This is a genomic window from Chryseobacterium camelliae (genome assembly GCF_002770595.1).
Taxonomy (GTDB): Bacteria; Bacteroidota; Bacteroidia; order Flavobacteriales; family Weeksellaceae; genus Chryseobacterium; species Chryseobacterium camelliae.
Window position 1 is genome coordinate 2109280 of sequence record NZ_CP022986.1, and the last position, 13822, is coordinate 2123101.

Sequence of the window (13822 nt, forward strand, 5' to 3'; positions counted from 1 at the left end):
CATGGCAAAAGTTATCTTTCACAGATAGAATCAAAAATCAAAGCTGTATAGAGTATATTGTCTATATTTGTTAATATATAACAATCCAGTGAAAAATACAGCCCTATTTTTGATCATCATGCTCAGCCATGGCATTTTTGCTCAGAACAGCCAGTTTAAAATTGAACTATATGCCCCGGGATATGAAAAAGATTCTCTTTTTATCAGCCCTCCCATGAGCGGTGGCAATACGCAAAAAATCTATGGCTTCACCGCAGATAGCGGGCCATCTATTACGGTTATGAAAGATTTTAATACCATCATCGTAAAGAAAAACCGCAACTTTACAATATCCGGTGAAATTCCTTATCCGCAGCCGATTGCCATTTCATATTATGATGCTAAAATAAATGGCGGCTATTCCACCCAGCCTCTTTTTCTGGAAAAAGGAACCATCAATGTTGAAGTAAAAAGAGCTGCAGATAATAATATGGATTATATCCTGCATTCCGGGAGCCCTGCAAATACAGAATATAAAGCCATGAAAGCGCAGCTGAAAACCTATGATGACAAGCTGAAACCCTTCCAGGAGAATGATCCAAAAGATATTGAAGCCAAACAGGCATTCCTCCAGAAATACATCAGCAAAAATCCGGGTTCGTATGTCGCTTTCTGGGAGATTGTCAGTGATTTCTCACAATACAGCTTCAATACATCTTATTTAAAAAGCCTTGCCCTGTTTTCACCTGAAGTACAAAAAACATTCAGCTATAAGGAATTTAAAAAGATGATGAATACGGAAAACTCTACCAACGTAGGAGGAAAATTCCCTGAAATCATCTTTAATGAGAAAGAAAAACTTTCCGCCAGGGATTTCTCCGGATCTTCATTGACACTTATTGATTACTGGTCCACTACCTGTAAGCCATGCATCCAGGATCTTCCCAAGCTCGTTACCCTGTATACTAAATACAAATCGCAAGGGGTTAACTTTATCAGTGTAACCGATGAAAAGGATCCGAAAAGGATTGAAACAGCCAATCATATTTTGGAAAAGAACCAGGTCACCTGGAAGAATTATTTTGATATCCTGAAAGAGTTTCCGAAAAAGTTGAATGCAGCAGGCTACCCTTTGCAGATCCTGGTAGACAGCAACGGAACTATCATCGCCCGGGAAATGGGTGCTTTGGATACCATAGAAACTAAAATGCAAAATTATCTTAGCAAACAGTAGAGCAATTTTCAGAAATAAAATACAGGTTGAAAAAAAGAATTCAAACTCAGAACCTGGGCAAATAATATACCCTGATCCTTCCCGCAATATAGTTGAGATCACAGGGAATACCAGACTCTATTATTTACGGCCAGAACGGAAAAATCCTGGGAACATCAACAGTATATCCGGGGAGAATTGATGTTTCAGAACATTTTTTCTGCCAATTATTGTATTGAGCTTAGCACGAAATATTGAAAGAATTGTATAAGTTGATTAAATAATAAGCTTGTTTATATACATGACATCCGTTCAGAAAACTGAACGGATTTTTTATTTTTAAATGCATATTAACTATTTTTAATGTAATCATTACATTTATAATGTTAAAAATTAATAATATTGCCCACTTTTTGTATTCAGGTAAATATCTTAAACCACTAAATCCGTAATCATGAAAAAATACTTGATTTTTTTACCATTTTTATTTTCAACAGCCTCAGCACAGGAAACCGGTACAGATGCTCCTGAAAAGATGAATATCGTTAAGACGAACCTCACCGGTTATGTATTCCGGAATATTAACCTGACATACGAAAGATCATTCAAACGCTGGTTTTCCGTGAATATGGGATTCGGGGCTGTACCTGAAGGAAAAGTACCCTTTATCAATTCTTTCCTGAGTGATGAGGATGAAAAAAGATTCCAGAACCTTGAAATAAAATCATTCAATTTCACCATAGAACCTCGTTTCTATCTCGGCCACGGCTATGGCAAAGGCTTTTATGCCGCTCCCTATTACCGTTACTCAAAAGTAACATCCAATACATTTGATTTTTACTATGATTATAACGGGCCGAATGGTATTTCTTACCAGATTCCGCTTAAGGGCTTTGGAAGTGTGAACGGAAACAGCGGCGGGGTGATGGTCGGTGTACAATTCCTGCTGACCAGGAAACAGAACCTGGTTCTGGACCTGTGGATTGCAGGCGCACACTACGGTGCGGGAAAAGGAGATTTTACAATGACCAGCGATTATATCCTGACTCCTGAAATGCAGGCACAGCTGAAACGCGAGATTGAAGACCTGGATATTCCATATGTCAATTATTCTGTGGAAACGAATGAGCGTGGAGCAAGGGTTATTGTGGATGGTCCATGGATCGGATTCAGGAGTGGCCTTTCACTGGGATATAGATTTTAGAATGTAAAAATTCATAACGGATCATAGTTTCGGCGCAGGTTCCCTGCGCCGAAACTATTTTACCGGTAAGCCAACCTGAACTTTTCGAGGATATGATCAAGATTATGACGTTGAACATAGACGCTCTTTACGTCTTCGTAACGGGGAGATTTATAAAAGACTTCATAAAAATCCATGCTGCCGTTGCCTACTTTTTTTATGTTTTGGACTTCAATATTGAGTTTTTTCAGTTCTGCTTTAAAATCCTGGAATTCGTCATGTATATTATTCATCGATGTGGTTTTATTTAGGGTTATCACTGTATAAGTAAGAAAATCACAAATATTAAATAAATGTAGTGATTTTTTGATTATTACTGATATAATTAACCTAACATATCGTCAAAATATTTTGAGCGCTATCCGTAATCTATCTAGCCTATGCCACAGGTTAAAAATTTTCACTCAATGATGCATGCGGACAGCACATTTTCACTGTTGTAAGATTTAACCTCAGCCCGTATTACCCATCATAAGAATAAATAAACGTATGAAAATAAAACAAACGGCATTGGTCACTCTGCTAGTAGTATCCGGTACGATCGCTGCCCAGCAGAATGACACAAAAATCATCATTAAAGATAAGAAAGGACGAACCGTTGAAACCACAGCCCGTCAGCAGAATATGCCACACTTCATCCAGTTCGGCATTATGTCGCACTCCCATGATCAGTTCAGGGAAAAATATAAGGTGGACGTAGCCTATGAAAACTGTGTCATCAGTCCTTTACGATCACAGCAGGCCAAGGAAAACAATGAGGCCGTAGCCGCATTGCTTACAAAACAGTATGGTGAAAGCTGGAAAAAAGACCTGGGGATTATTCCATATGGATTATAATGTATCCTGGTCTGCTTCTGCCTCTACCTCATGCCTGAGCTGAGCTTTGTATAAGGTGGCGTAATACCCGTTTTTATCCAGGAGTTCCAGATGTTTCCCCTCCTCTACAATCTTACCGTGCTCCATAACGATGATCTTATCCGCTTTCTCAATGGTGGAAAGCCTGTGTGCGATGATAATGGAAGTCCGGTCTTTGGTCAGCTTTTCCGTCGCGCGCTGGATCAGCTTTTCGCTTTCATGGTCGATGGAGGAAGTGGCCTCATCCAGGATAAGGATTTTAGGATCGGAAAGATAAGCTCTCAGGAATGACAATAACTGGCGCTGGCCTAATGATATGGAAGATCCCCTTTCGCTTACGACATAATCGTATCCTCCGGGAAGCTGTTCGATAAACTGGTCTACCTCAATCTGCCTGGCGCCGGCTTTGATCTTTTCCAGGGTAATCGTATCATCACCGAAGGCAAGGTTCTCAAAAATACTGCCGTGGAACAGGAAAACATCCTGTAAAACCACTCCGATATGGCTCCTGAGATTATACAGCTCATAATCTTTCAGGTTGACGTCATCAATAAGGATATTCCCGGAATTGATATCATATAACCGGGTAATCAGGCTGATGATGGTAGATTTCCCGGCGCCGGTAGCTCCTACAATGGCTACTGTTTCTCCCGGATTCACTTTAAAATCTATGCCTTTCAGCACTTCCTGCTTTTCATCATAAGCAAAATGGACGTTGCTGAATTCTATTTTACCTTCAAAATGATCCTTAACCACGGTTCCGGTATTCGGCATCGAGTTGTCTTCATCCATTAATCCCAATACCCGTTCGGCGCCCACGATGCCACGCTGGATATTGTTGAAACGGTCGGCAATCTGTCGTAAGGGACGGATCAGCATCGAAATATACTGGATAAAGGCAATAACAACACCGGCACTGATGGTAATATATCCCCCATAAAATAGGATGAACCCTATAAAAAGCGAAGAAATCAACTCTACTACCGGAAAGAACAGAGAGAAAATAAATACGGTTCTCAGCAATGCTGCTTTCAGCGTAATATTGATCTCGTCAAATTTTTTGAATTCAGCTTCCTGCCTGTTGAATACCTGGATGATCGGCATTCCGGCCAGCCTTTCCTGTACAAAAGAATTCTGGGTAGCCGTCCATGTCCTCTCATCCCCGAAAGCTTTCTTCAGCCTTTTCTGGAAAAACCTGGTGATGACAACCATCAAAGGCAGGATGGCTAAAGTAATATAGCTCAGGTGCACATTGGTGCTGAACATCATGACGAGTACAAACACAATCCTCAGGATATCCCCGAATACCATCAGGAATCCGTCCGTATATACGGTGGCAATGGTTTCCACATCACCTACCGCCCGGGTTACCAGCTGTCCGATAGGGGTTTTATCAAAAAAGGAAGTCCTGAAATAGATCAGTTTGGCGTACAGCCGTTCCCGGATGTCCCGGATAACGTTCTGGGAGATGAAATTGGAAAAATACACCAGGAAAAAGTTCAGGATCGTTTCCGCAAACACCAATCCTACCAGAATGTAGATGTGCTGCATCATCAGTCCTTTATCTCTGAGCCTGGTAATGTCATTGTCCACCACTTCCATCGTAAGGTACGGCCGGTAAGTGGAAACCACAGACAATATGATCGAAATAATGAGGGTAAGGATGAACCACGAACGGAACTTCATTCCGATAAAGAAGAGCCTCCTGATGATTCCTCCGGTATCTTGTTTTTTCATTGTACGAATTGAAGAAAGAATTACATAAAATCCTATGCAAAAATAAGACTTTAAAAATTGACAGGCTTTACAACCTGGTGAATTCGTAATGAAAATTTATGATCACTGTTATTTACCATATCTTTTGATAGCCGGCTTTTATTTAATCAGGAACTATTTCTACAGTTTTCCGAAAAAAATATTAAACATGTTTTTATATGACAAAAATTATTACATTTAATAAATTAAAAAACTAATGCTTATGATGAGAAAATTAATTTCTTGGCTGGCCTTTACGATGGTCTTCTGCCTCCTGCCGCTTTCCTGTGTCCATGATGAGATCTATACTCCTTCCGATCCGGCGTCTAAGGAATACCATTCCAAAAGCCTCTGGAAAGAAGATGAGAAGTATATTAAAAATGTCATGAAAATCTACTCAGAACACCATGAAGAAATAAAGAAGGGAGCCGGTGAACCGATGTGGGATTATGCAATGACCATGGACCGCTTTGATGAAAGCTTCCTGATGGTTCCGGTAGCGGAGTATGGAAAAGTTGTTGCGGTACTGAATGTGCCAAGGAAAGGACAGAGGGTTTATTTTACCTATACCCAGGTACAGAATGATATTGAATTCTTTCAGAACCTGATGTCCTCCAGGCTCAAAAGGGCAGAGACGACTCTTGTGGATAATACAGCGGGAAAGTTAGTCTGTACAACCAAGACCATTTCAATGTTTTACCCGGATAATGAAAGTGATCCTGATGGTCCCGGGCACTGGGAATCGCATCATGTGACAGAATGCAAGAGCCAGCAGCTGGAGAGCTGTGTCGGTGAAGTGCTTCCTGACGGGACATGCCTTGGAGGAGGCGGGAATGATCCGGGCTATCCCTACCCCGGAGGAGGAGGCGAAGATCCGCAGCCGGAACCGGAAGATCCTTGCCAGAAGACAAAAAGCATATTAACCAATCCACAGGTCAAGGCGAGCATTGATGACCTGAAAACGAAATCTACCGGGACCCTGGAAAATGCTTATAAATTTAAAGCTGACGGAACCCCATCGAATCTGATCGTCGGTAATGCCCATACCGTGAATTTCGGGGATAAAACAGGATATCAGGGCGGTTACCATAACCATACGACAGGAATTCCGATGCTTGCCCCTGCCGATATTGAACAGCTGTTACAGTTTGCCCTGGCACAAGGCAATTATGGAAACTCTTCCGCAGCTTATGTGGGGATGGTTGCTCCTAATGATGTCCATTATATCATTCAGTTCAATGGAAATTATGATGATGCTCTGGTGACTTTTTCACAACAGGATTTAGATGAGTTTAAAATTAAATATCAAGAAATTAATGAAATTATGCTGTTGGATTCCCAATACTCTATAGATCATATAAAATTAAATACTAATGGAATTGAAATCTTATTTTTTGATATTTTGAAAAAAATGGGACTATATGGAAAAGTTAATCTGCAAAGAATTGATAAAAGTGGAGTTATAAAAAACATTAATTTAGATCAAAATAATCAATCTAATTTCAACTGATTGTTAATTTAACTTATAATAAAATGAAAAATATACTAACATTAATTTCAGTAATATTTTTAGTATCATGTAATGCTCAGGAATATCCTTTAACAACGGATTTTAGAAATATTCCAAATTATTCCTATTTAAAGGATATGAATAATGAATTAGGAGATTATAGTGGAAATTATCAAGGGCAATATAATGGAAATCAAATTAGTTTATTTATAACAAAAGAACAGCATAAATTGATAGACAGAGGAGATCAAAAATTTTATAGAGATGTAGTATCTATAAGATTTATTATCAGGAACCCTTCTCAAATTATTTTGCAAGACACACAACATATGAACTTTCAATCTAATCAAATACAGCATACGATATACAGCACTTTTGTTAATCCATATCATAACTTGCTTATGTTATCTTATGGAGGAACTAACTGCGGCGTGGGTTGGGGAAGTATACGTTTGAAAAAAATTAATAACACACAACTATCCTGGGAATATATTCCAAACAGCACAATTATTGACAGCAGCAAATGTCCGCCAGGGACTGATACTACGATCTATCTTCCTGAAACGAAAGATTTAATTTTCACAAAACAACAATGAAAAGTTTAATACTATTTCTGATTACATGTACTGCGTTTATTTGCAAAGCCCAGCAAGTATATCCGTTAAATACAGACTTTACAACGATTCCGAATTATTCTTATTTAAAGGATATCAATAATGAGCTTGACCAACTGGTCGGAAATTATAAAGCTGATTTTGAAGGCAGGCAAATCAGTTTATTTATAACTAAACAGCCTAAGAAGTTCATACACTTGGGAAATAGAAAATTTTATCAGGATATCCTTTCAATAAGATATCAAATAACGAATTCCTCAGGAGCAATATTGCAGGATACACAGAATATGAATTTTCAATCCGATCAACATGAACATACAATTTATAGCACAATCACCAGACCAACGTTAAATATTATTTCATTTATCTATGGAGGTACCAACTGCGGTGTTGGCTGGGGAGATATTTATTTAAAAAAACTTAATTCCACACAGATCTCCTGGGAATATATTCCTGACAGTACCATCATCGACAGCAGCAAATGTCCGCCAGGAACTGACACTACGATTTATCTTCCGGAAACGAAAGATTTGATTTTTACAAAGCAATAATGATCAGTTTACAGAAAATATTGTTATCCGGTTGTATAATAAGCTTAATTACTTGTAAAGCCCAAGAGTATCCTCTTAATACAGATTTCAGAAACATTCCGAATTATTCCTATTTAAAGGATATGAATAATGAATTGGATGCTTATACAGGCACATATAATACCTTTTTCAATGGAAACATAATAACTCTTTTTATTACAAAAGAAGCACATAAATTAATTGAATACACAAATCAAAAATTTTACAGAGATGTAGTATCAATAAAATTTATTGTGAAAGATTCTAATGGAATAGTTCTACAAAATAGCCAATCGGAAGACAGTCAAAAAAATGCTATTTATAGCATGAGAATAAATCCTTATTATAACATATTGACTATAAATTACAAAGGCACTAATTGTGGCGTAGGAAATGGTTTTATTTATTTAAAAAAGCTTAATTCCACACAGATCTCTTGGGAATATATTCCCGACAGTACCATCATCGACAGCAGCAAATGTCCGCCAGGGACTGATACGACGATCTATCTTCCGGAAACGAAAGATTTAATTTTCACAAAACAATGATCAGATGTCTGATGCAATATTTTAAAATGGTGAAGCTAAAAATAATGGACTTAAAAATGATATTACTTTTACATGTGTTTTTAACAGCATGTTCATGTAGATCACAAGTACTGCCAATAAACACATCTTTGAAAGATATTCCAGCAAATGCCTATGTTAAGGATCTCAATAATGAATTCGCATCTTATGTTGGAATGTATACGACCACCTATCAAGGCAATAATATCACCTTATATATTACTAAGGTTGAAAATAAATTAGAAAAAAGTTCACAAAAGAATTATTATCTGGATGTGTTGGATATTAAATACATTGTTAAAAATGCATCCGGAAATATTCTTCAAGATACTCAAAATAACAATCTTCCCAAAATACATCTATACAGCATAGGTATAAGGCCGTATGAAAATTCTATTCATTTTTTTTATAGCGGTACGAATTGCAGAGCCGGCTGGGGAAAGGTTATTTTAAAAAAAATTAATGCGACAGAAATTTCTTGGGAATATATTCCAAACAGCACCATTATTGACAGTGCTCAATGTCCGCCAGCAACAGATACTACGATTTATCTTCCGGAAACGAAAGATCTGATCTTCACAAAGCAATGAATAAGCCTGATGTAATATTAAAAAAATTGATGGATATAAAAATAACAACATTAAAGAAAACATCACTTCTGATCTATATGGTCTGCATCTCGTCCTGCCAGGCACAAAATCTGCCTTTGTCTACGGCTTTATCAAATATTCCTAAAAATGCTCATGTAAAAGATTTAAACAATGAGCTGACACCATACATTGGTACTTATAAGGCAACTTTCAATGGGAATGAAATAATTTTATTTATTTCTAAAGAAGATGACAAACATATGCATTATGGAAACCAAGAGTTCTATCGAGATGCTTTAGTAATGAAATATATAGTTACAAACTCTACTGGAACTATTTTGCAGGATACAAAAAATAGTAATTCTTCTATTAATTTAGTCAGCACAAAGATTAAATCAGACGAAAATTCTGTAATATTTATTTACAGTGGTACCAAATGCGGTGTTGGCTGGGGAGATATTTATTTAAAAAAACTTAATTCCACACAGATCTCCTGGGAATATATTCCTGACAGTACCATTATTGACAGCGCTAAATGTCCGCCAGGAACTGATATTACAATCTATCTTCCGGAAACGAAAGATCTGATTTTCACAAAGCAACAGAACTAAGATATGGTGTAAAACACTTTAATGATTACCTGGAAATGAGCAATATTTTGGTTGTAAATTTAACTTCATTGGAGACCATTCACTGGTACAAACAGATAAGGTCCCAAGCCACTTCTGCATCCCATCATTCCTTCTTCCCTATTTCCTTTATCTCCAGGGCAGGCTTCTTCAGGTTTTCTTTTGTAAACCGGTCTTCCAGAATTTTGTAGAAACCCCAGACTGCAATAACAGACAGAATCCAGCTGACCAGATTGATCCCTGAAAAGCCCATATAGTTATTGTCATCAAGGGCTTCAGGATCTGTAATGCCTTTGTACATCCCGTAAGAAAATCCGAAAACCAGCTGTGTTCCCAGGTACACGCCTAAAGCCAGAAGGCCGTAATGCCATTTTGTTTTCCCGAATCGTTCAGCAAGGCCCGCATAGTACCGGTAAGCGGCAATCAGAATAAATAATCCTATCATCGTATTAGTTTTTGTATTCAATAAAATTTTATCATGTCATGTTTAATCAAAACTCATATCCGACATCCACCAGGTACAAGCCATGGCCGGGAGCCGAAGTTCCGGCTGCATTCCGGTTTTTATCTTCGATGATCCTGCGAAGATCATCAGATGGAATCTTTCCTGCGCCTATTTCCGCCATGGTTCCTACGATCGCCCGCACCATATTGCGCAGGAAACGGTTGGCAGAGACGGTAAATTTCAGTTCACTGCCGTTCTGCTCCCATTCGGCCTTGTAAATTTTGCAGATGTTGGTTTTATTATCCGTCTTCAGCTTGGCAAAGCTGGTGAAATCTTCGTATTCAAACAGGATCTTGCAGGCTTCATTCATGGGAATGATGTCCAGCGGCCTTTTCCAGTGCTGCCAGGCGGATTCCTGGGTGAAAGGGTTTTTCTCCAGGGAGATATAATATTCATATGTGCGGTAAGTAGCGTCAAAGCGTGCGTGGAAATCATCCTTTACCGGAAAAATCCTGTGTACGGCTATATCGGGCGGAAGAAAGCTGTTCAGCCGGTGCGGGAGATTCGCGTCAATTTCTTTTTGGGTATCGAAATGGGCAAATATCTTTCTGGCGTGGACACCGGTATCCGTACGTCCGGCTCCGGTGGTTTTAATGTCTTCCCTGATAATGGTGGACAGTGCTTTTTCCATCTCTTCCTGCACGGAAACAGCGTCCGGCTGGATCTGATAACCGAAATAATTTTTGCCGTTGTATGAAAATTCTATGAAGTACCTCAATGTCGTCTGAATAAGTGGACAAAAATACTTTAATTTCATGAATTATTACAGAAAACTACACGCAATAGTGAAGCAGATCCTGTTAAAATCATTATTTTTGTAAGCGTATGAAAAGATGGTATCTGTATCCTTTTTCCCTTGGTTATCATTTCGTAACCGGTTTCCGGAACACCCTGTATGACCTTGGGCTTTTTAAGTCGACAAAGTTCAAAACACCGATCATTAATGTCGGTAACCTTTCTGTGGGTGGCAGCGGAAAATCCCCTATGGTGATGTACCTTGCGCAGTACCTGTCTAAGCACTACCGCACAGGGGTCCTTTCCCGCGGCTACGGAAGACTGTCGAAAGGATATGGCGTGACCAATTATGAAAGCAACTACAAAACCGTGGGCGATGAAGCCATGCAGTTGTTTGAACGCTTTAAAAACCGTTTTGTGATTGCCGTTTGTGAGGACCGGGTTCCCGGAGCCCAGAAAGTGATTTCAGATATGGACCTGGACGTGCTTATTCTTGATGATGCCCTCCAGCACAGGGCAATAAAGCCCGGCTTTACCATACTGATGACAGATTTCAATGATCCGTATTTCAGGGACCACCTGCTTCCTGCCGGTGACCTCAGGGAATCCAGGAAAGGGGCTAAAAGAGCGGATATTATTATGGTCAGCAAATGTCCAGACGAGCTTACTGAGGAAACGAAACAGTATTATGTTTCACGGATCAGGCCGGAGCGCAGCCAGAAAGTCTTCTTTTCTTCCATCGGATATGATGAGAATGTCTACGGAAAAGAAAAAATGCTTCCGGATAACAACCTCAATTACTATGATATCCTGCTGATTACAGGAATTGCCAATCCAAAGCCTTTGCTGCAGCACCTTGCCAAATTCTCACAGCGGGTCAAGCATCTGAAATTCCGTGACCATCATAATTTTTCTGATGACGACATCAAAAAAATCATTGCCGAATATAAGAAACTAGGAGAATATAAACTGATCCTGACAACGGAAAAAGATTATGTACGCCTGAAAACATTCGATTACTTAAGGGATCTCGTATATTACTGGCCCATCAATGTCATTATCGACCGTAAAGAAGAGTTCAACCAAATGATCCTTGATTATGTTAGAAAAAATTAAGAAAACATCTGAATTCATCAGGAATATCATTCAGGAAACCCCTGATTTTGCCATTGTCCTGGGTTCCGGACTGGGAAAACTACAGGATGAAATAGAGCCGATCCATACTCTTGAATACCAGGATATCCCGGATTTCCCACAGACTACGGTTGCCGGGCACAGCGGAAAACTGATCTATGGAATGCTTGAAGGCAAAAAGGTACTGATGATGAGCGGACGTTTCCACTATTATGAAGGGCACTCCATGGAAACAGTGGTATTCCCGATCAGGGTATTCCATTTGCTGGGTATTAAAAAACTGATCCTTTCCAATGCATCAGGCGGCGTGAATAAGGATTATCAGATCGGTGATATTGCCATTGTAAAGGACCACATCAATATGATGCCTGAGCATCCGCTCCGCGGCAGCAACATCGATGCTTTCGGACCGCGGTTTGTCGATATGAGCGAACCGTACAGCAGAAGCATGATTGCGGCAGCTGAACAGGTAGCCCGGGAACATAATATCCATATCCACCAAGGGGTATACGTTGCCCTGCAGGGACCTACTTTTGAGACACCGGCAGAGTACGGGATGATTAAAGCCATCGGAGGCGATATGGTAGGAATGAGCACTGTACCTGAAGTGATCGTTGCCCGCCACATGAATATGGAAGTATTCTGTATTTCCGTGATTACAGACCTGGGAGGACCGGATATTGCCTATGCAGTATCGCATGAAGAAGTCCTTAATGCCGCTAACAAAGCTATGCCGGATGTTATTTCCCTGGTCAAAGGACTGCTGAAGAGCATCAGCTGATCATTTATAGAAATTTTCAATCTTTTAAATTTTCCCTGAACACTTTTAAATTGCTATTCATTATTTAGATTTGTACAAAATTTTAGTGAAATGAAAAAGCTGTTGCTGTTATTAATGATGGGTATATTTGGATTGGGCTGTTCACAACAGGCTCCGAAAGTTCTTAAAACGGGATTTTCAAAGGAGGCTTTACAGCAGAAACTGCAAGATGAGGATGGAAAAATCATTACGGTCCAGCAAATCCTGGATCAGCATAAAGGAAAGGTTGTCGTGCTTGATTTCTGGGCCGGATGGTGCAGGGATTGTCTGAAAGCCTTGCCTAAAGCCGAGGAACTGGAAAAAAACAACCCTGATGTTGATTTTGTATTCCTTTCTCTTGAACGCTCTAAAGAAGGTTTTGATAAAAACCTGGAACGATTCCATATGAAGGACAAGGCCAATTACTGGTTTGCTTCCGGATGGAAAAATGACTTCAATAATTATGTAGACCTGAACTGGATCCCAAGGTATATGGTGATTGACCAAAAATCCGGTATCGCCAAATATTATGCGATATCCCCTGAAGATCCGGACATCCAGTCAACCATAGACAGGCTGTCAAAATAAGGAATTGATATCTCAGACAGTCACTTTATAAATTATTGCACTTATTGTATATCTGATAACTTTTAATCTATTATCTTATGATCACCAGAGAAGCTACCTTAAAGGACTTAGATATTCTCCTTGAATTCGAACAGGGTATAATTGCCGCAGAAAGGCCTTTTGACAGTACGTTAAAAGAAGGCGAGATTCATTATTATGACCTGAGAAGCCTTATCCAGTCTCCTAACGCTGCCGTAATAGTAGTGGAAGATCAGGGCCAGGTAATCGGCTCCGGATATGCCCTGATCAGAAAGGCGGAGAAAGATTATAATCAGTTCACAGAATATGTATACCTGGGATTTATGTATGTACAACCGGACTCCAGAGGAAAAGGAATCAATAAAATGATTACCGATGCCCTGATTTCATGGTCAGAATCTAAAAACATTCCAGAAATCCGGCTGGATGTATATGCTCAGAATGAGCCTGCGCTGAAAGCATATGAAAAGGCAGGATTCGAACCCTTACTGGTCACCATGCGTTTAAAACCTTGAAACGA

The 13822-nt window shown here is 39.4% G+C and carries 17 protein-coding genes; 13 read left to right on the plus strand and 4 right to left on the minus strand.

Going from position 1 to position 13822, the window contains the following annotated elements:
• The first annotated feature begins 88 nt into the window (after nt 1–88).
• Nucleotides 89–1213 (plus strand): TlpA disulfide reductase family protein, encoded by a 1125-nt coding sequence (locus tag CGB83_RS09635; protein ID WP_100075609.1) that lies wholly within the window; start codon nt 89–91, stop codon nt 1211–1213.
• Between the two features lie 433 nt (nt 1214–1646).
• Nucleotides 1647–2396, plus strand: a complete 750-nt coding sequence (locus tag CGB83_RS09640; RefSeq protein ID WP_100075610.1) for a DUF3575 domain-containing protein — start codon at nt 1647–1649, stop codon at nt 2394–2396.
• 59 nt (nt 2397–2455) lie between these two features.
• Here the strand turns inward: CGB83_RS09640 and CGB83_RS09645 are convergent, their stop codons facing one another.
• A complete protein-coding gene (locus CGB83_RS09645; RefSeq protein ID WP_100075611.1) occupies nt 2456–2668 on the minus strand; it encodes a hypothetical protein in 213 nt (70 codons plus the stop codon).
• A gap of 256 nt (nt 2669–2924) precedes the next feature.
• On the opposite strand from CGB83_RS09645, the gene CGB83_RS09650 reads away from it, so the two are divergent.
• Nucleotides 2925–3272 (plus strand): FEKKY domain-containing protein, encoded by a 348-nt coding sequence (locus tag CGB83_RS09650; RefSeq protein WP_100075612.1) that lies wholly within the window; start codon nt 2925–2927, stop codon nt 3270–3272.
• Here the strand turns inward: CGB83_RS09650 and CGB83_RS09655 are convergent.
• Nucleotides 3267–5027 carry an ABC transporter ATP-binding protein gene (locus tag CGB83_RS09655; protein ID WP_100075613.1) on the minus strand — a complete coding sequence of 587 codons (1761 nt, stop codon included), beginning with the start codon at nt 5025–5027 and terminating at the stop codon, nt 3267–3269. The genes CGB83_RS09650 and CGB83_RS09655 overlap by 6 nt on opposite strands.
• A 241-nt stretch (nt 5028–5268) precedes the next feature.
• On the opposite strand from CGB83_RS09655, the gene CGB83_RS09660 reads away from it, so the two are divergent.
• From CGB83_RS09660 to CGB83_RS09685, 6 genes are all read left to right on the plus strand, one after another.
• Complete coding sequence (locus CGB83_RS09660) at nt 5269–6555, plus strand: hypothetical protein (protein WP_157761391.1); 1287 nt, start codon at nt 5269–5271, stop codon at nt 6553–6555.
• Between the two features lie 23 nt (nt 6556–6578).
• Nucleotides 6579–7151: a hypothetical protein gene (locus CGB83_RS09665; protein WP_100075615.1), complete on the plus strand. Its 573-nt coding sequence runs from the start codon at nt 6579–6581 to the stop codon at nt 7149–7151.
• Nucleotides 7148–7720 (plus strand): hypothetical protein, encoded by a 573-nt coding sequence (locus CGB83_RS09670; RefSeq protein WP_100075616.1) that lies wholly within the window; start codon nt 7148–7150, stop codon nt 7718–7720. Before CGB83_RS09665 ends, CGB83_RS09670 begins: the two co-directional genes overlap by 4 nt.
• Before the next feature lie 122 nt (nt 7721–7842).
• Nucleotides 7843–8286: a hypothetical protein gene (locus CGB83_RS09675; protein ID WP_157761392.1), complete on the plus strand. Its 444-nt coding sequence runs from the start codon at nt 7843–7845 to the stop codon at nt 8284–8286.
• 26 nt (nt 8287–8312) lie between these two features.
• Complete coding sequence (locus tag CGB83_RS09680; protein ID WP_157761393.1) at nt 8313–8894, plus strand: DUF6705 family protein; 582 nt, start codon at nt 8313–8315, stop codon at nt 8892–8894.
• A complete protein-coding gene (locus CGB83_RS09685) occupies nt 8891–9505 on the plus strand; it encodes a DUF6705 family protein (RefSeq protein ID WP_100075619.1) in 615 nt (204 codons plus the stop codon). The genes CGB83_RS09680 and CGB83_RS09685 overlap by 4 nt, the downstream gene beginning before the upstream one ends.
• 124 nt (nt 9506–9629) lie before the next feature.
• On the opposite strand, the gene CGB83_RS09690 is transcribed toward CGB83_RS09685, so the two are convergent.
• Both CGB83_RS09690 and truA read right to left on the minus strand, forming a co-directional pair.
• Complete coding sequence (locus CGB83_RS09690) at nt 9630–9968, minus strand: hypothetical protein (RefSeq protein WP_100075620.1); 339 nt, start codon at nt 9966–9968, stop codon at nt 9630–9632.
• A gap of 46 nt (nt 9969–10014) precedes the next feature.
• Complete coding sequence (gene truA, locus CGB83_RS09695) at nt 10015–10785, minus strand: tRNA pseudouridine(38-40) synthase TruA (protein ID WP_100075621.1); 771 nt, start codon at nt 10783–10785, stop codon at nt 10015–10017.
• A 68-nt stretch (nt 10786–10853) separates the two neighbouring features.
• Between truA and lpxK the strand changes: the two genes are divergently transcribed.
• From lpxK to CGB83_RS09715, 4 genes are all read left to right on the plus strand, one after another.
• A complete protein-coding gene (gene lpxK, locus CGB83_RS09700) occupies nt 10854–11879 on the plus strand; it encodes a tetraacyldisaccharide 4'-kinase (protein ID WP_100075622.1) in 1026 nt (341 codons plus the stop codon).
• Complete coding sequence (locus tag CGB83_RS09705; protein ID WP_100075623.1) at nt 11863–12678, plus strand: purine-nucleoside phosphorylase; 816 nt, start codon at nt 11863–11865, stop codon at nt 12676–12678. Before lpxK ends, CGB83_RS09705 begins: the two co-directional genes overlap by 17 nt.
• A gap of 90 nt (nt 12679–12768) precedes the next feature.
• On the plus strand, nt 12769–13284 hold the full coding sequence (locus tag CGB83_RS09710; RefSeq protein ID WP_100075624.1) for a TlpA family protein disulfide reductase: 516 nt from the start codon (nt 12769–12771) through the stop codon (nt 13282–13284).
• 77 nt (nt 13285–13361) lie between these two features.
• Nucleotides 13362–13817: a GNAT family N-acetyltransferase gene (locus tag CGB83_RS09715; protein WP_100075625.1), complete on the plus strand. Its 456-nt coding sequence runs from the start codon at nt 13362–13364 to the stop codon at nt 13815–13817.
• Nucleotides 13818–13822 lie beyond the last annotated feature (5 nt).

Excerpts from the sequence above, each read along its gene's own strand:
- CGB83_RS09665 (WP_100075615.1), top strand. The coding sequence starts at position 6,579 with ATGAAAAATATACTAACATTAATTTCAGTAATATTTTTAGTATCATGT.
- CGB83_RS09690 (WP_100075620.1), bottom strand. The coding sequence starts at position 9,968 with ATGATAGGATTATTTATTCTGATTGCCGCTTACCGGTACTATGCGGGC.
- CGB83_RS09685 (WP_100075619.1), top strand. The coding sequence starts at position 8,891 with ATGAATAAGCCTGATGTAATATTAAAAAAATTGATGGATATAAAAATA.
- lpxK (WP_100075622.1), top strand. The coding sequence starts at position 10,854 with ATGAAAAGATGGTATCTGTATCCTTTTTCCCTTGGTTATCATTTCGTA.
- CGB83_RS09650 (WP_100075612.1), top strand. The coding sequence starts at position 2,925 with ATGAAAATAAAACAAACGGCATTGGTCACTCTGCTAGTAGTATCCGGT.
- CGB83_RS09645 (WP_100075611.1), bottom strand. The coding sequence starts at position 2,668 with ATGAATAATATACATGACGAATTCCAGGATTTTAAAGCAGAACTGAAA.
- CGB83_RS09670 (WP_100075616.1), top strand. The coding sequence starts at position 7,148 with ATGAAAAGTTTAATACTATTTCTGATTACATGTACTGCGTTTATTTGC.
- CGB83_RS09640 (WP_100075610.1), top strand. The coding sequence starts at position 1,647 with ATGAAAAAATACTTGATTTTTTTACCATTTTTATTTTCAACAGCCTCA.
- CGB83_RS09675 (WP_157761392.1), top strand. The coding sequence starts at position 7,843 with ATGAATAATGAATTGGATGCTTATACAGGCACATATAATACCTTTTTC.
- CGB83_RS09660 (WP_157761391.1), top strand. The coding sequence starts at position 5,269 with ATGATGAGAAAATTAATTTCTTGGCTGGCCTTTACGATGGTCTTCTGC.
- CGB83_RS09655 (WP_100075613.1), bottom strand. The coding sequence starts at position 5,027 with ATGAAAAAACAAGATACCGGAGGAATCATCAGGAGGCTCTTCTTTATC.
- CGB83_RS09705 (WP_100075623.1), top strand. The coding sequence starts at position 11,863 with ATGTTAGAAAAAATTAAGAAAACATCTGAATTCATCAGGAATATCATT.
- CGB83_RS09680 (WP_157761393.1), top strand. The coding sequence starts at position 8,313 with ATGGTGAAGCTAAAAATAATGGACTTAAAAATGATATTACTTTTACAT.
- CGB83_RS09710 (WP_100075624.1), top strand. The coding sequence starts at position 12,769 with ATGAAAAAGCTGTTGCTGTTATTAATGATGGGTATATTTGGATTGGGC.
- truA (WP_100075621.1), bottom strand. The coding sequence starts at position 10,785 with ATGAAATTAAAGTATTTTTGTCCACTTATTCAGACGACATTGAGGTAC.
- CGB83_RS09715 (WP_100075625.1), top strand. The coding sequence starts at position 13,362 with ATGATCACCAGAGAAGCTACCTTAAAGGACTTAGATATTCTCCTTGAA.